General features: G+C 72.8%; 13 protein-coding genes. 1 reads left to right on the plus strand and 12 read right to left on the minus strand.

Annotated elements, in window-relative coordinates:
* Positions 1-107: 107 nt before the first annotated feature.
* From Srubr_RS29620 to bldG, 9 genes are all read right to left on the minus strand, one after another.
* Entirely contained in the window at positions 108-1,313 is a 1,206-nt protein-coding gene (locus Srubr_RS29620) for a DNA polymerase III subunit delta' (RefSeq protein ID WP_189997881.1), read from the minus strand.
* 220 nt (positions 1,314-1,533) lie between these two features.
* Positions 1,534-4,971, minus strand: coding sequence for a dTMP kinase (tmk, locus tag Srubr_RS29625; RefSeq protein ID WP_189997882.1), 3,438 nt, complete (start codon positions 4,969-4,971; stop codon positions 1,534-1,536).
* A gap of 237 nt (positions 4,972-5,208) precedes the next feature.
* On the minus strand, positions 5,209-8,040 hold the full coding sequence (gene topA, locus Srubr_RS29630; RefSeq protein ID WP_189997883.1) for a type I DNA topoisomerase: 2,832 nt from the start codon (positions 8,038-8,040) through the stop codon (positions 5,209-5,211).
* 256 nt (positions 8,041-8,296) lie between these two features.
* Positions 8,297-8,494, minus strand: a complete 198-nt coding sequence (locus Srubr_RS29635) for a hypothetical protein (protein WP_189997884.1) — start codon at positions 8,492-8,494, stop codon at positions 8,297-8,299.
* 247 nt (positions 8,495-8,741) lie between these two features.
* Positions 8,742-10,265 (minus strand): N5-glutamine methyltransferase family protein, encoded by a 1,524-nt coding sequence (locus Srubr_RS29640; RefSeq protein ID WP_189997885.1) that lies wholly within the window; start codon positions 10,263-10,265, stop codon positions 8,742-8,744.
* A 61-nt stretch (positions 10,266-10,326) separates the two neighbouring features.
* Positions 10,327-10,956 carry a small secreted protein gene (locus Srubr_RS29645; RefSeq protein ID WP_189997886.1) on the minus strand — a complete coding sequence of 210 codons (630 nt, stop codon included), beginning with the start codon at positions 10,954-10,956 and terminating at the stop codon, positions 10,327-10,329.
* A gap of 196 nt (positions 10,957-11,152) precedes the next feature.
* Complete coding sequence (locus tag Srubr_RS29650; protein WP_189997887.1) at positions 11,153-13,555, minus strand: sodium-translocating pyrophosphatase; 2,403 nt, start codon at positions 13,553-13,555, stop codon at positions 11,153-11,155.
* A gap of 297 nt (positions 13,556-13,852) precedes the next feature.
* Positions 13,853-14,287: an ATP-binding protein gene (locus Srubr_RS29655; protein WP_189997888.1), complete on the minus strand. Its 435-nt coding sequence runs from the start codon at positions 14,285-14,287 to the stop codon at positions 13,853-13,855.
* 232 nt (positions 14,288-14,519) lie between these two features.
* Complete coding sequence (gene bldG / locus Srubr_RS29660) at positions 14,520-14,861, minus strand: anti-sigma factor antagonist BldG (RefSeq protein ID WP_189997889.1); 342 nt, start codon at positions 14,859-14,861, stop codon at positions 14,520-14,522.
* An 81-nt stretch (positions 14,862-14,942) separates the two neighbouring features.
* On the opposite strand from bldG, the gene Srubr_RS29665 reads away from it, so the two are divergent.
* Entirely contained in the window at positions 14,943-17,420 is a 2,478-nt protein-coding gene (locus Srubr_RS29665) for a DEAD/DEAH box helicase (protein ID WP_189997890.1), read from the plus strand.
* Positions 17,421-17,467: 47 nt separating this feature from the next.
* Here the strand turns inward: Srubr_RS29665 and Srubr_RS29670 are convergent, their stop codons facing one another.
* From Srubr_RS29670 to Srubr_RS29680, 3 genes are all read right to left on the minus strand, one after another.
* Positions 17,468-17,914, minus strand: a complete 447-nt coding sequence (locus Srubr_RS29670; RefSeq protein WP_308439937.1) for an Rv3654c family TadE-like protein — start codon at positions 17,912-17,914, stop codon at positions 17,468-17,470.
* A gap of 281 nt (positions 17,915-18,195) precedes the next feature.
* A complete protein-coding gene (locus Srubr_RS29675) occupies positions 18,196-18,534 on the minus strand; it encodes a TadE family type IV pilus minor pilin (RefSeq protein WP_189997892.1) in 339 nt (112 codons plus the stop codon).
* A gap of 34 nt (positions 18,535-18,568) precedes the next feature.
* Positions 18,569-18,769, minus strand: coding sequence for a DUF4244 domain-containing protein (locus Srubr_RS29680; protein WP_189997893.1), 201 nt, complete (start codon positions 18,767-18,769; stop codon positions 18,569-18,571).
* Positions 18,770-18,842: the final 73 nt, after the last annotated feature.

The raw sequence follows: 18,842 nt of genomic DNA on the forward strand, positions 1-18,842 counted from the left end.
GCGTGGGCTTTGTGCCTCCTACGGGGGACACGCACGCCACCCGGACCGGTCGGCGCTCCCCGCTGACTTCACACCCCTGAGCGCTTCAGCACCGCGGTGCCACCGTCTCAGCCCGCCCGCAGCGCCATCGTCATCGCCTCGACCGCGAGCAGCGGGGCCACATTGCGGTCCAGGGCCTCGCGGCACGCGGAGATCGCCTCGATGCGGCGGAGCGTGGACTCGGGGCTGCTGCCGCGCGCCAGCCGCTCCAGGGCGTCCTCGGCGTCGGCGTTGGCGATGGCGACGCGCGTGCCGAGCTGGAGGGCGAGGACATCGCGGTAGAAGGCGGTGAGGTCGCCCAGGGCCACGTCCAGGCTGTCGCGCTGCGTGCGGGTTCTGCGGCGCTTCTGCATGTCCTCCAGGTCCTTCATCACCCCCGCCGTCCCGCGCGGCAGCCGACCGCCCTGGGCCGCGCCGAGCGCCGCCTTGAGCTCCTCGGTCTCCTTGCCGTCCATCTCCTCGGCGAGCTGCTTGGCGTCCTCCGCCGCCGCGTCGACCAGCTCCTGGGCGGCCTTGAGGCAGGCGCCCACCTCGTCCAGCCGCGACGGCAGCCGCAGCACGGCGGCGCGGCGCTCGCGGGCCGCCGGGTCGGTGGCCAGCCGGCGGGCCCGGTCGACATGGCCCTGGGTGGCGCGGGCGACGGACGCGGCGACCTCCGGCTCGATGCCGTCGCGCCGTACGAGCATGTCGGCGACCGCGTCGACGGACGGCGTGCGCAGGTTCAGGTGGCGGCAGCGGGAGCGGATGGTGGGCAGGACGTCCTCGATGGAGGGGGCGCACAGCAGCCAGACCGTGCGCGGGGCGGGCTCCTCCACGGCCTTGAGGACGGCGTTGGCCGACTTCTCGTTCAGCCGCTCGGCGTCCTCGACCAGGATGATCTGCCAGCGGCCGTTCGCCGGGGCGGTGAAGGACTTGCGGACCGTGTCCCGCATGTCCTTGACCAGGATCTCGGCGCCGACCGCGGCGACCGTCGTGACGTCCGCGTGGGTGCCGAGCAGCGCCGTGTGACAGCCGTCGCAGAAGCCGCAGCCGGGGGCCCCGCCGAGCGCGCGGTCGGGGCTCACGCACTGCAGGGCCGCGGCGAAGGCCCTGGCCGCCTGGTTCCGGCCCGCGCCGGGCGGGCCCGTGAACAGCCAGGCGTGGGTCATCTTCGACGCCTCGGGCAGCGGCTGGTCCGCCGAGGCGGCCGTGACGAGGGCGTCGGCGTCCCGCGCGGCCGCATCGAGCACCGCGCTCACCTTCTCCTGCCCGACGAGGTCGTCCCACACGGTCATGGGTCACGCCGCCCTTCCGTCACGTTCCGCGTTCCGGAATCCATTGTGCGGGTGACCACTGACAAGGGGCCGCCGACCGAGGACGCCGGGGTGCCGATCGAGGGGTCACGGGGCGTCGGCCGAGGACGCCGGGACGCCTACCAAGGGCTACGGGGCGCCCGCCAAGGGCAACGGAGCACCGGCCGAAGGCGTCGGGGGCCTAAGGCGTCGGGACGCCCGGTCAGCCCCGCCGTCCCCGGCCCCGGCCTCGGCCCCGGCCGCCCTGCTCCTCGCTCTCGCCCCCGTCGCCGTACTGCCGCTCGCCGTACTCCCCCTCGTCGTACGACCCGAGCAGTTCGTCGGCCAGCGACGGCAGGTCGTCCAGCGGGGTCTCCTCGGCCCAGTCGGGGCGCGGGCGGCGGCGGGGCGTGCCGTCGGCGTCGAGCTGGGGCATCTCACGCGTGCGGGCCTCGGAGCCGTCGGGGCTCGCCGCGGGGCGTTCGTCGCGGAAGTAGCCGGGCGGCACCCGGTCCGCCGGGTCGTCACCGCGTACGGGCGGCAGCACCGCCGTCTCGTCCGCCGCCCCTGGAGCCACCGGCGGCAGTACGGCTGTCGCGTCCCCCGGTGCCGGACGCGCCGACCGCGGGTCGGCCGATCCGTCGGCCACCGGCGGCAGTACGGCCGTCTCGTCCGCCGCCCCCGGTGTCACCTGCGGCAGCACCGCCGTCTCCTCCCCCGGCCCGGTCGGCGCCGGCGGCTGCGGCAGTTCGGCGGTCACCTCGGAGTCGGAGTAGGCGTCCCGGGGGCCGTCGGCGGGCCGGTCGCGCTCTTCGCGCACCGGTCGCAGCACCGTCGTGTCGTCCGTGGCCGGTCCGTCCGTACGCCGCCCCGTCGTACCCGGTGTCCGTGGTGTCCGCGCGTCCGGCGACACCGCCGGCGTCGGGACGGTCTCCTCGATCTCCGCGACGCCCTCGGCGCCGTGGGCCGCGCCCGGGGCCGTGGGAAGCGGCGCGCTGGGCCTGCGGGCCGCCGCGTCGGCCACCGCCGCGGCCTCGGCGGCCTGCCGCCGGGCTTCCTCGGCACGCAGCAGCGCCTCCTCGGCCTTGCGCTGCGCCTCCAGCCGCCGCGCCTCCTCCTCGGCACGCAGCTTCGCCTGCCGGGCCTCCTCCTCGGCGCGCAACCGGGCCTCCTCCTCGGCCTGCTTGCGGCGCTGCTCCTCCTCGGCCTTGCGGCGGGCCTCGGCCTCGGCGCGCGCCTTCTCCTCGGCGAGCAGCCGCTGCCGCTCCTCCTCCGCGCGCCGGCGCGCCTCCTCGGCCCGCTGCCGGGCCTCCTCCGCCTGCCGCTCGGCCTCGCGCCGCTGCGCCTCCTCCAGCTCGCGCCGCTTGCGCTCCTCCTCCTCGGCGCGCAACCGGGCGAGCTGCTCCTGGCGCTCCCGCTCCAGACGCTCTTCCTCGGCCTTGCGGGCGGCCTCTTCCTCGGCCTTGCGGCGGGCCTCCTCCTCGGCCTTGCGCCGGGCTTCCTCCTGGGCCTTGATCTCGGCCTCGGACAGCGGCAGCACGGTGTCCAGCCGGTGCCGGATCACGGTGGTGACGGCCTCGGGCTCCTGTCCGGCGTCCACCACCAGATAGCGGCCGGGGTCGGACGCGGCCAGCGTGAGGAAACCGGCCCGCACGCGCGCGTGGAACTCCGCCGGCTCCGACTCCAGCCGGTCCGGCGCCTCGGTGAACCGCTCGCGGGCGGTCTCCGGGGAGACGTCCAGCAGGACGGTGAGGTGCGGGACCAGGCCGTTGGTGGCCCAGCGGTTGATGCGGGCGACCTCGGTCGGGGACAGGTCCCGGCCGGCGCCCTGGTAGGCGACGGAGGAGTCGATGTAGCGGTCCGAGATGACCACCGCGCCGCGCTCCAGGGCGGGCCGTACGACGGTGTCGACGTGCTCGGCGCGGTCGGCGGCGTACAGCAGCGCCTCCGCGCGGTGCGACAGCCCCGCCGAGGACACGTCCAGCAGGATGGAGCGCAGCCGCTTGCCGACCGGGGTGGCGCCGGGTTCGCGGGTGACCACGACCTCGTGGCCCTTGGCGCGGATCCACTCGGCGAGGGCCTCGGCCTGGGTGGACTTGCCGGCGCCGTCGCCGCCCTCCAGGGCGATGAAGAAGCCGCCGGCCGCCGGTGCCGTGACCGGATCGTCGCCGCCGAGCAGCGCGTCCCGCAGGTCCTGGCGCAGCGGGACGCCGGAGCGGTCGTCGACCTTGGCGAGCACCAGCGCGGCCACCGGCAGCAGCAGCGCGCCGACGAGCATGAGCGTGAAGGCGGCGCCGCCGTGCGCGAAGACGAACTTGCCGTTCTCCAGCCGGTGCGGGCCGATCAGCGCCGCGAACAGCGGCGCGATCAGGACGCCGAGCGCTATGAAGACGCGGACCACGGCGTGCAGGTGCTCGGTGGTGCGCGCCCGGCGGTAGTCCTCGGTCTCCTGGTCGAGCAGGGTGTGCCCGGTGTTCGCGGCGACGCCCGCGGCGGCACCGGCCAGCGTGACGATCAGCACGACCGTGGTGACGTCCGGGACCAGTCCGGCGGCCAGCAGCGCGATGCCGGCGACGGCGATCGCCAGGGCCAGCAGGCGGCGCCGGGACAGGGAGGGCAGCAGCGCGGGGGCGATCCGGATGCCGGCGGCGACACCGCCGGTCAGGCCCAGCACCAACAGGCCGTAGAGGACCGGGCCGCCGCCCAGGTCCCGGGCGTGCAGCACGCACACCGAGACGGCCGCGGCGATCGCGCCGGCGACTCCGGCACAGGCCAGGACCAGCAGCGGGGCGACGCCCGTACGGCCCTTGTCGACGCCGGTGCCGGTGCGCGGGCGGCGCAGACCCTCCAGCGGGGACCGCGCGCGCGGGGTGCGCGCGCCGGGCACCTCCAGGGACGTCAGCACGGACAGGGAGGCGGCGAACAGGCCCGCCGCGACATACGACCCGAGGGCCGCCTGGTGCTGGTCGAACCAGTCCACGCCGGTGCCCAGCAGGTTGTTCAGCAGGGCGGCGACGATCAGGGCCGCCGCGGCCAGCGGGACCGCGAGGAAGGTGGTGCGCAGGGCCAGGCGGCGCAGGGCGTCCAGGTGGTCCGGCAGCGGCCGCACGGTCGCGCCCTCCGGGGGCGGGGCCGGCAGCAGGGCGGGGGCGGCGCTCTCCCGGCACACCGTCCACAGCCGCTCGGCGACGCCGGTGACGAAGGCGGTGACCAGCAGGACGGCGAGCGCGTCACCGTGGATCCAGTCGATCCACAGGGGCGCGACGATCAGCAGCGCGGCGCGCAGGCCGTCGGCGCCGACCATGGTCCAGCGGCGGTCGAGCGGGCCCTCCTCGGAGGTGAGGGAGGTCAGCGGGCCGAGGAGGACGGCGCCGAAGAGCAGCGTGGCGAGGATGCGCGCGGCGAAGACCGTCGCCACTGCGAATGCCACGCCTCGGTAGCCGCCGCCGAGGGCGTCCTCGGCGACCGACGCCTGGAGGACCAGCACGACGAGGACGAGGAGGGACAGGGTGTCGCCGACACCGCTCACCAGCTGCGCGCTCCACAGGCGCCTCAACTGCGGTCGGCGCAGCAGGGAACGGACGGCGCGCTCGCGGGAGTCCGCGACCAGGGCGTCGTCCGGGGCTGTGGGGTGGGCCGTTGGCTGCTCGGCTCGCGTCATGCGTTCAGCCTATCCGCAGCCGCTGACACCACACCTCGCGTGTCCGGACGCACGTCCGCCCCGGCGCCGTGCGGGCGCCGGGGCGGGCGTACGTTTCGCGAAGCCGGACGCGAAGCGCGACACGGCAGGCAAGGCCGAGTGCACGGCGACGGAATGCCGTGAGCGGACACCCCTGCGAAAGAGACGCCCGCTCACCCGCGAGGAAGGCCTCAGCCGGCCCCCGCCCCGGCTCCGTCGTCAGTCCTCCGCCCCGGAACCCGACGCCTTGGCAGCCGTGGTCTTCTTCGCGGTCGTCTTCTTGGCGGTCGTCTTCTTCGCGGCGGCCGTCGTCTTCTTGGCGGTCGTCTTCTTGGCCGCGGTCTTCTTCGCCGGAGCGGTCTTCTTGGCCGTCGCCTTCTTCGCGGTCTTCTTGGCCGGTCCCTTCGCCCTCTTCTCGGCGAGCAGCTCGAAACCACGCTCAGGAGTGATCGTCTCGACGCTGTCGCCGGAGCGCAGGGTCGCGTTCGTCTCGCCGTCGGTGACGTACGGACCGAAGCGGCCGTCCTTGACCACGACCGGCTTCCCGGAGACCGGGTCCTCCCCCAGCTCCTTCAGCGGCGGCTTGGCCGCGGCCCGCCCCCGCTGCTTCGGCTGGGCGTAGATCGCCTGGGCCTCTTCCAGCGTGATCGTGAAGATCTGGTCCTCGGACTGCAGTGAACGCGAGTCCGTGCCCTTCTTCAGGTACGGGCCGTAGCGGCCGTTCTGCGCGGTGATCTCCACGCCGTCGGCGTCCGTGCCGACGACACGCGGCAGCGACATCAGCTTCAGCGCGTCCTCGAGCGTCACCGTGTCGAGCGACATGGACTTGAACAGCGAGGCCGTCCGCGGCTTGACCGCGTTCTTGCCGGTCTTCGGGGTGCCTTCGGGCAGCACCTCCGTGACGTACGGGCCGTAGCGGCCGGCCTTGGCGACGATCTGGTGGCCCGTCTCGGGGTCGGTGCCCAGCTCGAAGTCGCCGCTCGGCTTGGCCAGCAGTTCCTCGGCCAGCTCGACGGTCAGCTCGTCCGGCGCCAGGTCGTCCGGGATGTCGGCGCGCTGGTGCTCCTCGGTGTCCTTCTCGCCGCGCTCGATGTACGGGCCGTAGCGGCCGACACGGAGCACGATGCCGTTGCCCACCGGGAACGAGGAGACCTCGCGGGCGTCGATCGCGCCCAGGTCGGTCACCAGCTCCTTGAGGCCGCCGAGGTGGTCGCCGTCGCCGTTGCCCGCCTCGGCCGCGCTGCCGACGCCCCGGCCCTCGCCGAAGTAGAAGCGCTTCAGCCACGGCACGGCCTGCGCCTCGCCCGCGGCGATCCGGTCGAGGTCGTCCTCCATCTTGGCGGTGAAGTCGTAGTCGACGAGCCGCCCGAAGTGCTTCTCCAGCAGGTTGACCACGGCGAAGGACAGGAAGGACGGCACCAGGGCGGTGCCCTTCTTGAAGACGTAGCCGCGGTCCAGGATCGTGCCGATGATCGACGCGTACGTGGACGGGCGGCCGATCTCGCGCTCTTCCAGCTCCTTGACCAGGCTGGCCTCGGTGTAGCGGGCCGGGGGCTTGGTGGCGTGGCCGTCGGCCGTGATCCGCTCGGCGGACAGCGCGTCGCCCTCGGCGACCTGCGGCAGCCGGCGCTCGCGGTCGTCGAGCTCGGCGTTCGGGTCGTCGGCGCCCTCGACGTAGGCCTTCAGGAAGCCGTGGAAGGTGATCGTCTTGCCGGACGCGCTGAACTCGACGTCCCGGCCGTCGGCGGACGTGCCGCCGATCTTCACCGTGACGCTGTCGCCGGTCGCGTCCTTCATCTGGGAGGCGACGGTCCGCTTCCAGATCAGTTCGTAGAGCCTGAACTGGTCGCCGGTCAGACCGGTCTCCGCGGGCGTGCGGAAACGATCACCCGACGGACGGATGGCCTCGTGGGCCTCCTGCGCGTTCTTGACCTTGGCGGCGTACGTGCGGGGCTGCGGCGGCAGGTAGTCGGCGCCGTACAGCTGCGTGACCTGGGCGCGGGCCGCGGAGATCGCGGTGTCGCTCAGGGTCGTGGAGTCCGTACGCATGTACGTGATGTAGCCGTTCTCGTACAGCTTCTGCGCGATCTGCATCGTCGCCTTGGCGCCGAAGCCGAGCTTGCGGCTCGCCTCCTGCTGGAGCGTCGTCGTGCGGAACGGCGCGTACGGCGAGCGGCGGTACGGCTTGGACTCGACGGAGCGCACGGAGAAGCGGGTGTTCTCCAGGGCGGCGGCGAGGCCACGGGCGGTCGCCTCGTCGAGGTGGAGAGTGCCCGCGCTCTTGAGCTGTCCCACGGAGTCGAAGTCGCGGCCCTGCGCGACCCGCCTGCCGTCGACGGTCTGGAGGCGCGCGACCAGCGACGACGGGTCCGACGGGTCTCCGGCGCGGCCGGTGGCGAAGGTGCCCGTCAGGTCCCAGTACTCGGCGGAGCGGAAGGCGATGCGCTCGCGTTCCCGCTCCACGACGAGCCGCGTGGCGACGGACTGCACGCGGCCGGCCGACAGCCGGGGCATGACCTTCTTCCACAGCACCGGGGAGACCTCGTAGCCGTAGAGGCGATCGAGGATGCGGCGGGTCTCCTGGGCGTCGACCAGCTTCTGGTTGAGCTGGCGCGGGTTGGCGACGGCCGCGCGGATCGCGTCCTTGGTGATCTCGTGGAACACCATCCGCTTGACCGGGATCTTCGGCTTCAGGACCTCCTGGAGGTGCCAGGCGATCGCCTCGCCCTCCCGGTCCTCATCGGTGGCGAGGAACAGCTCGTCGGAGTCCTTCAGCAGGTCCTTGAGCTTCTTTACCTGGGCCTTCTTGTCCGCGTTGACGACATAGATCGGCTGGAAGTCGTGTTCTACGTCCACACCGAGGCGGCGGACCTCGCCGGTGTACTTCTCGGGCACCTCGGCGGCACCGTTGGGAAGGTCGCGGATGTGCCCGACGCTCGCCTCGACGGTGTAACCGGGGCCGAGGTAGCCCTTGATCGTCTTCGCCTTGGCAGGCGACTCGACGATGACGAGTCGGCGACCGCCGTGTGCGGTCTCGCTGGTCGGGGACAACTTCGCTCTTCTCTCCGGTCGACGCTGGGGCCTCCCCAGGCCTTGGTCCCGGGGTCGCGGCGTACTGCTGGCTCGTGTGACGCTGCGGAGTGTGACGCTACATCCCGCCCCCGTGTCAAACGGGAAAAGCCCACAACGGCCACTCGAACGGTAACCCGACTACCGCCATTCCTGCCGCCCGGACCACCCGGCCGCCTCCGCACCCCTGTCCGGAGCGTAACGCTCCTCTTACCCGCCGGAGCCGCGTTCCACGGCCTCAGAGCCGGGTCAGGCAGTACCCGCCGAGGGCCAGGGCGACGGTTCCGGCCATGGCCGCGAGGGCGGAGGATGCGATCCGGTTCACACCGAGGCCCACCGGTTCCCCGCGCCGCAGCCGCGCCCAGGTCCACGCCAGCAGACCGGCCCCGAACAGGGCGAACACCGCTCCCGCGAAGATCGTCGGCCCACTCTCCATCGCCCGCCCACCCCTTTCCCGCCGCCGGTTCCGCCCGGCGCGGGGAGAGTGGCACGCACGGGAGACGGGCGGGCGACATCAGGGTGAACGGAAGATCGACGCATAATCAAACATACGAGCGAGGGGACACTCTCCGGATTCCTCGGCCATATTTTTCCGGCCGTTTTACGAAGAGCGGCGCGCCCCGGCGCCTCCGGGACCCTTTCCGGGCCCCGGCTCGCGGTGTACGACCGGTGCGCGCGGCCGCTCAGTGCGCCGCCGGCTCCAGGAAGCCCTGCTCCACCAGCAGCCGGATCTGGGCGGGGGTGCGGTCGCGGAGCAGTACCGCGTCCTCGCCGACGAGCTGGGCGATGGCGTCCAGGATGCGGCCCGCGCTCAGCGTGCCGTCGCACACGCCCGCGAACCCGGCGCCGACCGTGTCCACCTTCGTCGCCCGCCGCATCCCGCGGTGCTGGCGCAGCACGACATGCTCGGGGTCCTCGGCGCCGGGCAGCCCGACCTGCTCCTGGACCACTTCGGGGGCGAGCTTGAAACGGCTGTCCAGCAGCGCCGCGTCATCGTGGTCCCGGAGGTAGTCGAGCCGGTCGAAGTGCGCCCGGATCGTCTCGCCGAGCGGCTGCTCGACCGGGTGCGGCCACTCCTCCACGGTGACGACGGGCTCGGCGGAGCCGGTCTTGCGCAGGGTGATCCAGCCGAAGCCGACCGCCCTGACCTTGCGCGCTTCGAACTCGTCGAGCCAGGCGTCGTAGCGCGCCTGGTACTCCGCCGGGTCGCCGCGGTGGTCACCGGCGTCCCGCAGCCACAGCTCGGCGTACTGTGTGACGTCCTGCACCTCGCGCTGCACGATCCAGGCGTCGCAGCCGCGCGGCACCCACGACCTGAGCCTGTCCTGCCAGTCCTCCCCCGCCACGTGCTGCCAGTTCGCGAGGAACTGCGCGAACCCGCCCTCGGCCAGCCGTTCCCCCGCCTGCCGAACGAGCGAGCGGCACAGATCGTCCCCGCCCATGCCGCCGTCCCGGTACGTCAGCCGGGCGCCCGGGGAGATCACGAACGGCGGGTTGGAGACGATCAGGTCGAACGTCTCGTCGTCGCGGACCGGCTCGAAGAGCGAGCCCTCGCGCAGCTCGGCGGCGGGCGCCCCGGACAGCGCCAGCGTGAGCGCCGTGATGTGCAGCGCGCGCGGGTTGAGGTCGGTCGCCGTCACGCGCGTGGCGTGCTGGGCGGCGTGCAGCGCCTGGATGCCGGAGCCGGTGCCGAGGTCCAGGGCGGAGGCGACGGGGGTGCGCACGGTGATGCCGGCGAGGGTGGTGGAGGCGCCGCCGACGCCCAGCACGACGCCCTCCTCGTGCTGCCCGATGCCGCCGGCCCCGCCGACCGCGCAGCCGAGGTCGGAGACGATGAACCAGTCCTCGCCGCCGGGACCGCCGTAGGGCCGCACGTCCACGGTCGCGGCCACCTCGTCGCCGCCCACGCGTCGCAGCCAGCCGGCCTCCAGCGCCTCCTGGACGGGCAGCACGGCCGCCACGCGCGCGTGCGGCACCGGCTGCTGGAGCAGGAACAGCCGTACGAGCGTCTCCAGCGGCGTGTCGCCGCGGGTCGCCCGCAGGGCGGGCACGGTCTCGCTGCGGGCCAGGGCCGCGTACGCGGGCGCGCCGAGCAGGTCGAGCAGTCCGTCGGCGGTGAAGGAGGCGGCCAGCAGCGCGTCCCTCAGGCGCGCGGCGATGTCGGGCCGGTCGGCGGCGGGCAGGGAAGCGGGTCCGGTGTCAGTCACGCCCCCATTGTGGCCCGCGGCGGGCCGCCGGGGCGGACTCCGCGCGGGCCGTTCGCCGACGTCAGCCGGTCGCCGCCGAGCCGGTGGGCTGTGCCGCCGCGGACGCGGCGACCTTGCAGCTGGGCTGCTCGGCCATGGCTTCCTTGACCTCGCCCTGCTCCAGCCGCTTCAGCGCCTCGGTGCCGTCGTCGCCCTGCTTGCCGACCTCCTTGGTCTGCCCGGCGACCGTCTTCAGGCCCTTGGCGAACTTGCCCTGGTCCTTGGTGTCGAGCCCCTCGACCGTCTTCTTCAGCTCGGTGTACGACGTGGCAAGGCCGGCCAGGTTCCTGGCGGCGTCCTTCTGGAGCTTGGCTCCGCCGTCGATGCCGGGGGGCGCGCCGGCGCTGTCGAGGGCGCCCGCGAGGGCCTTGTAGCCGTCGGCGAGGTTCTGGAAGGCCTCGACGTACGTCTTCTGGGCCTCCTTGGGCGGAAGGTTGCTGTCCGTGGCGATGGACGCGATCGACGCGTTGGCCGACTTGATCCTGGCGCTCTGGGCGGGCACGGCGTCGCACACCGTCTTGGCCCAGGACACCAGCTTGGGGTCGGGCCCCTTGTCTTCGCTGCCGCCGCACCCCGTCAGCGCGACTGCCAGTACCGCACCGCTGGACAGTGCGGCCGCGAGCTTCTTGTTCACCGGATTGGTCCCTTCCATGGCTCTCGGCCCCCGGAATCTACACGGCGGGCGGCCTCGCCCCCGCTACCGGGCGAGAGATCAGCCAGCTTTTATGACCTTTTGTGCCATGGGAGAGAAGGCTCACGACGTGGCCGGGCCCACACGGCAAGACGGGCGGTCGGCGCGTCAGCACGCGCCGGCCGCCCGTCCGTCACCCGGGTCCTGCCGGTCCGGGCTAGGAAACCACCGCCGCGTCGGGCGAGTTGGTGACCCGCTCGGCGTTGTCCTCGTCACCGACGGCGATGCCACGCCGCTTGGAGACGTACACGGCCACGATGATCACCAGGAGCGCGAAGACCGCGATACCGATCCGCACACCGAGGTTCTTGTCGTCGCCGTAGGAAAACCTGATCACCGCCGGCGCGATGAGCAGCGCGACCAGGTTCATGACCTTCAGCAGCGGATTGATCGCGGGTCCGGCGGTGTCCTTGAAGGGGTCGCCGACCGTGTCCCCGATCACCGTGGCCGCGTGCGCCTCGCTGCCCTTTCCGCCGTGGTGGCCGTCCTCCACCAGCTTCTTGGCGTTGTCCCAGGCGCCGCCGGAGTTGGCGAGGAACACCGCCATCAGCGTGCCCGCGCCGATGGCACCGGCGAGGTAGGAGCCGAGCGCGCCGACACCGAGCGTGAACCCGATGAAGATCGGCGCCATGACGGCGAGCAGACCGGGCGTGGCCAGCTCGCGCAGGGCGTCCTTGGTGCAGATGTCGACGACCTTGCCGTACTCGGGCTTCTCGGTGTAGTCCATGATCCCGGGCTTCTCGCGGAACTGCCGCCGCACCTCGAACACCACCGAACCGGCCGAGCGCGAAACGGCGTTGATGGCCAGCCCGGAGAACAGGAAGACGACCGCGGCGCCCGCGACCAGCCCGACCAGGTTGTTGGGCTGCGAGATGTCCAGCGACAGGCTGAGCGGCGAGCCCGGCCCGGTCAGTTTGGCGCCGACGTCCTGCACGTTGGTGGTGATCGCATCGCGGTACGACCCGAACAGCGCCGCCGCGGCGAGCACGGCGGTGGCGATGGCGATGCCCTTGGTGATGGCCTTGGTGGTGTTGCCGACCGCGTCCAGGTTGGTGAGCACCTGCGCGCCCGCGCCCTCGACGTCACCGGACATCTCGGCGATGCCCTGCGCGTTGTCGGAGACCGGCCCGAAGGTGTCCATGGCGACGATCACGCCGACCGTGGTGAGCAGGCCGGTGCCGGCCAGGGCCACCGCGAACAGCGCCAGCATGATCGACGTACCGCCGAGCAGGAACGCGCCGTACACCCCGAGCCCGATGAGCAGGGCGGTGTACACGGCCGATTCCAGTCCGACCGAGATGCCGGACAGGACGACGGTGGCCGGCCCGGTCAGGGAGGTCTTGCCGATGTCCCGCACCGGGCGGCGGGTGGTCTCGGTGAAGTAGCCGGTCAGCTGCTGGATGACGGCGGCGAGCAGGATGCCGATGGCGACCGCGACCAGCGCGAGGACGCGCGGGTCGCCGTCCTTGCCCTTGATCGCCGCGTCGGTGACGCCGTCCAGGCCGGCGTAGCTTCCCGGCAGGTAGACGAAGACGGCCACCGCGACCAGCGCCAACGAGATCACCGCGGAGATGAAGAAACCGCGGTTGATCGCGGTCATGCCGCTGCGGTCGGCGCGGCGCGGGGCGACCGCGAAGATGCCGATCATCGCCGTGATCACGCCGATGGCGGGCACCAGCAGCGGGAAGGCCAGTCCGAAGTCGCCGAAGGCGGTCTTGCCGAGGATCAGCGCGGCCACCAGGGTCACGGCGTACGACTCGAAGAGGTCGGCCGCCATGCCCGCGCAGTCGCCGACGTTGTCGCCCACGTTGTCGGCGATGGTCGCGGCATTGCGCGGGTCGTCCTCCGGAATGCCCTGCTCGACCTTGCCGACCAGGTCGGCGCCGACGTCGGCGGCCTTGGTGAAGATGCCGCCGCCCACCCGCATGAACATGGCGATCAGGGCGGCGCCGAGGCCGAAGCCCTCCAGCACCTTCGGCGCGTCGGCGGCGTACACCAGCACCACGCAGGAGGCGCCCAGCAGGCCGAGCCCCACCGTGAACATGCCGACGACGCCGCCCGTGCGAAACGCGATCTTCATCGCGGTGTGCGAGACGGTGGTGAGATCCTTTCGCGGTTCGCCTTCCGCGGGAGTCGCTTCCCGGGCCGCCGCGGCGACCCGCACGTTGCTGCGCACGGCGAGCCACATGCCGATATAGCCGGTGGCCGCCGAGAACGCCGCTCCGATCAGGAAGAACACCGAGCGGCCGGCCCGCTGATTCCAGTCGTCCGCGGGCAGCAGCATGAGCAGGAAGAACACGACGACGGCGAATACGCCGAGCGTGCGCAACTGCCGGGCGAGATAGGCCTTGGCGCCTTCCTGGACCGCCTCGGCGATCCGTTTCATGCTGTCGGTTCCCTCGCCCGCCGCGAGTACCTGCCGGACCAGGACCCCCGCGACCACCAGCGCGGCCAGGGCGACGGCCGCGATAACGGCGACGATGATCCGATTGTCGTCGGTCAGGACCGCTGCTGCGAGAGAAGTGGGATGACCCAGATGAGGGGTAGAAAGCCCCGCCATTCGTCCTCCTTGACGCTTGGGCTGAGCTCAAGATGTGGACGGATTGTAGGTACCCCGGAGTGATCTAAACAGGGGACGGTAAACGGATTCGGCCTGCTCGCGCTCTTCAGCAAATGATCGAGAGAACGACATGGAACCCGAAAGAAGTAATGCCCTCAGGGCATTGACGGCCGCATTGGCGCTTGATCAAATTATCGGGCTATTGATCGTGAATTCCTTCACGAATTCCGGAGCGGCCGGAAAATACGACGAGGGCCCTGCTGAGCAGGGCCCTCGCGGGTGCGGCTGCGCCGTCGGTCAGACGAGCGCCGTGGCCGGCGGTGTCGTCGGCCAGGTCATGCGGATCAGTCCGCCGTTCGGTCCGGTGGTGACCTCCACGTCGTCGACGAGGCCGCTGATGACCGCCAGGCCCATCTCGTCCTCCTCGACCTCGGTCTCGCCGTCCCGTGCGGTGCCGGGCGCGTCACCGCCCGCGACGGCGTGCGGCGCCTCGTCGCCGACCTCGATGGAGAACTGTTTCTCCTCTTCGATCAGCGCCACCTTCACCGGTGCCGTGACGCCGCTGCTCTGGTGCAGTCCCACCGCGCGGGAGCACGCCTCCCCCACGGCCAGGCGCACCTCGTCCAGGACGGCCTCGTCCACTCCCGCCCTGCGTGCCACCGCTGCCGCCACCAGCCGGGCGGTCCGGACGTGTTCGGGCAGCGCGCTGAAGCGGAGTTCGACGGTGGCCATGCATCCCCCTCGCGACTACGGGCGTGCGGTCGGGGACGGGGCCGCCGCCGGGCGACCGCACCCCCTGGTGTCCTTGCTCTACCCCGGGCCGCCCTGTCCGCAGCGTCTGGTCTGCGTCATCCGCGTCGTCGGCGTCCGCGTCGTCGGCGCGGCCCAGGACGGGACCGGCCGACGACGGGCCCCGGAGGGAGCCCGGCGCCGGCGACCGGTCCCGGAATCGGCCTGCGGCCGATCAGTCGGTGGCCTGCACCGCTTCCTCGACCGTGGTGTGGATCGGGAACACCTTGGTGAGGCCGGTGATACGGAAGATCTTGAGAATGCGCTCCTGGTTGCAGACCAGGCGCAGCGAGCCCTCATGGGCACGCACCCGCTTCAGGCCGCCGACCAGCACGCCGAGCCCGGTGGAGTCGAGGAAGTCCACGCCCTCCATGTCGACGACGAGGTGGAAACTCCCGTCATTCACCAGCTCGACCAGCTGCTCGCGCAGCTTGGGCGCGGTATACACGTCGATTTCGCCACCGACTCGGACGACCGTACGATCGCCGACGGTCTCGGTCGACAGGGACAGGTCCACGGATCCTCCAGCACCTTGCTATCGAGCGTTTGTCCCTCGGGCACCTCGGCTTGCGGCCCCCGGGACGCTTCGCCAGCCGCGATGGCATTCAATCACTTACCGGCAGGCGTGCACGACGCCTTGACTCCATTGTCCGTCACACCAGTGACACACTCGGTGCCGATGGCCAAGAATCACCGATCCGATCGAACCCCGGCGGGCCCGGCGTCCCGACCGTCTCCGGGCGCGGTCCTGGACCGGCTCGCCTCCGGGCCGAGCCGGGCTGCGCGCATCACTCATACGGAGCACTTGCCCCCGCGCGCGGGCCGCCATGCCGTCTGGCCTGACCGGATTCGCCCCGAGGTGATCGCGGCCGTCCAGGCGTGCGGAATCGCGCATCCCTGGGCACACCAGGCACAGGCGGCCGAGCACGCCCTCGACGGCAACTCCGTGGTCGTCGCCACCGGCACCGCCTCCGGCAAGTCCCTCGCCTATCTCGTGCCCGTCCTGTCCACCCTCCTGGACGGGTCCGAGGCCCCGAACGGACGCGGCACCACCGCCCTCTACCTGGCGCCCACCAAGGCGCTCGCGGCGGACCAGTGCCGGTCGGTGAAGGAACTTTCACAACCTCTCGGCACCTCGGTACGCCCCGCCGTGTACGACGGCGACACCCCGTTCGAGGAACGGGAGTGGATCCGGCAGTACGCCAACTACGTCCTCACCAACCCGGACATGCTGCACCGCGGGATACTTCCCTCCCACCCTCGCTGGTCCTCCTTCCTGAAGTCGCTCCGGTACGTCGTCATCGACGAGTGCCACACCTACCGCGGTGTGTTCGGCTCGCACGTCGCCCAGGTGCTGCGCCGACTGCGCCGCCTGTGCGCCCGCTACGGCTCCTCCCCCGTGTTCCTGCTGGCCTCGGCGACCTCCGCCGAGCCCGCGGCCTCCGCCCGCCGGCTGACCGGCCTGCCGGTGCTGGAGGTCGCCGACGACGCCTCCCCGCGCGGTGAGCTGGTCTTCGCCCTCTGGGAGCCCCCGCTCACCGAGTTGCAGGGCGAGAAGGGCGCTCCCGTACGGCGCACCGCCACCGCCGAGACCGCCGATCTGCTGACCGACCTGACCGTGCAGGGCGTGCGCTCGGTCGCCTTCGTCCGCTCCCGGCGCGGCGCCGAGCTGATCTCGGTCATCGCCCAGGAGCGGCTCGCCGAGGTCGACCGCTCCCTGGTCCGGCGTGTCGCGGCCTACCGCGGCGGCTACCTCCCCGAAGAACGCCGCGCCCTGGAACGCGCCCTGCACTCCGGCGAACTCCTCGGTCTCGCGGCGACGACGGCCCTGGAGCTGGGCGTGGACGTCTCCGGCCTGGACGCGGTGGTGATCGCCGGCTACCCGGGCACGCGCGCGTCCCTGTGGCAGCAGGCGGGTCGCGCGGGCCGCTCCGGCCAGGGCGCCCTGGCGGTCCTCGTCGCCCGCGACGACCCGCTGGACACCTTCCTCGTCCATCACCCCGAGGCCCTGTTCGACCAACCGGTGGAGTCGACGGTCCTCGACCCCGACAACCCCTACGTCCTCGCCCCGCACCTGTGCGCCGCCGCCGCGGAGCTGCCGCTGACCGAGGAGGACCTGGAGCTCTTCGGTCCCGGCTGCGCGGACGTGCTGCCGCAGCTGGAGGCCGCGAAGCTGCTGCGCCGCCGCACCCGGGCCTGGCACTGGACCCGCCGGGAGCGGGCCGCCGACCTCACCGACATCCGCGGCGCCGGGGGCCGCCCGGTGCAGATCGTGGAGTCCGGCACGGGCCGGCTGCTCGGCACGGTCGACGCGGGCGCCGCGCACTCCTCGGTCCACGAGGGCGCCGTCCACCTGCACCAGGGCCGCACCTACCTGGTGCGCTCCCTGGACCTGGAGGACTCCGTCGCCCTGGTCGAGCAGGCCGACCCGCCGTACTCGACCGTCGCCCGCGACACCACGTCGATCTCCATCCTGGAGACGGACACCGAGATCCCGTGGGGCTCCGGCCGCCTGTGCTTCGGCTCGGTGGAGGTCACCAACCAGGTGGTCTCCTATCTGCGTCGGCGCCTCATCACCGGCGAGGTGCTGGGCGAGACGAAACTCGACCTCCCTCCTCGTACGCTGCGCACCCGCGCGGTGTGGTGGACGGTCACCGAGGACCAGCTGGACGAGGCCCGGATCACCCCGGAGATCCTCGGCGGCTCCCTGCACGCCGCCGAGCACGCCTCCATCGGCATGCTGCCCCTCTTCGCGACCTGCGACCGCTGGGACATCGGCGGAGTCTCCGTGCCGCTGCACCCCGACACCCTCCTGCCCACGGTCTTCGTCTACGACGGCCACCCCGGCGGCGCGGGCTTCGCCGAGCGCGCCTTCCACACCGCCCGCACCTGGCTGTCCGCCACCCGCGAGGCCATCGCCTCCTGCGAGTGCGAGGCCGGCTGCCCGTCCTGCATCCAGTCCCCCAAGTGCGGCAACGGCAACGACCCACTGCACAAGCGGGGGGCGGTACGACTTCTCACGGTGCTGCTGCGGGGAGCGGCGGCGGAGCCGGCGGACGGGGTGGGTGCGGGTTAGGGGCGGAGGGGGAACCAAGGCTGGTCAGGGTTGTGGCCAGGGGCTGGTCAGGGGCTGGGCGGTTCCGGGTGCGCTCCCGGTCCGGCGGGCGGCACGCCCCGGAACCCGTCCGGGATCATCGGCGGCACCGGCCCCGGCGGGCCCGCTCTCGCCCTGACCTCCGCCGCGAACGGCCCTCTCCCTACGGCCGCCGTCACGTCCGAGGTGTCACCCACGATCGCGCACCGCACCAGCCGTACCCCTTGGGCCGCCGCCAGCCGCCCGGCGCGGGCGCAGGCCACGGTGCCGCCCTCGGCCCAGTGGTCCGCCGCCGCGAGCGCCGCCAGGTCCGCGCCGCCGGCCGCCCGGTGCCGTACGGCGACGGCCTGCCCGTAGAAGAGCACCGCGCCGAACACCGCGCACAACAAGGCCATCGCCCCCAGGCTCCACACGGTGGCCGACCCCCGGTCGGCCCCCCACCGCCACGCCACGCCCGCGTGCACGCGGCCCGGCACCGACGCACGACGTCCCCGGCCGAACCACGACCACCGGGACACCGCCCGCGCCGCCTCCACGCAGATCCACCGGCCCGGCACCCCACGCCCAGACTCCCGGGTCGCGGCACACCTCCGCCGACCACACTCCCGCCGGCCACGCCCTTGCCCGGGCGTTTCCTCACGGTGCCCCCGGCCGGCCCGCCACCGGCCCAGTCGGCCGCGTCCACCCCCGGGCGCCCTCGTGTCTTCCCGTACGCCGTCGGCGGGCCGCTGTTCGCCGGTCAGCTCGTACCCGCGCCTCACGGCAGCGCCTCCCCCGTGCGCACGGTGTCCTCGGCAAGCGCCACCGCCTCCTCGCGTACCTCGACGGGCAGCCCGCTCAGAAGCGGGGGCCGGGCCACCACCGTGACCCGGACCCGGTCGCCCTCGCGTGCGACGGTCACCCGCGCTCCTCGCGGAGCCGTATCCCGCGTCACCCGCACCACCGCGCCGGGCGGGTCCTGCCGGGCGGCGGCCCGGGCGCCCGCGCGGGCCGCGTCCACGCACTCGATCCGCGCCGCCATCATGAGCAGCCCCGAGACCAGCGCCATCGTGAACGCCACCAGCACGGACAGCGCCATGGCCGCCTCCACGGTCACGAACCCGTGGTCCCCGCCCCGCGTTCCTCCTTCCTCACATCCGGGCACTGAGGGCCTTCTTCACGATGGCCTGGAGCTCCGCCTGGACCTGGCCGCTGGTGACGACCTGGTAGAGCAGCACCGCGAACCCGACGGCCGCGACGATTCCCATGGCGTACTCGGACGTCACCATTCCGGTGTCCTGCCGGCACACCCTGCGCAGCCTCGCCGCTACTTTCCTGATCTTTCCGAACATCTCAACCCCCGTAAGGTTTCGGGTCTGTAGTCGTTCTCCGTGCTCGCCGGACGGCTTCCTGCCCGTCCGCTCT

This window comes from Streptomyces rubradiris (genome assembly GCF_016860525.1).
GTDB lineage: Bacteria > Actinomycetota > Actinomycetes > Streptomycetales > Streptomycetaceae > Streptomyces > Streptomyces rubradiris.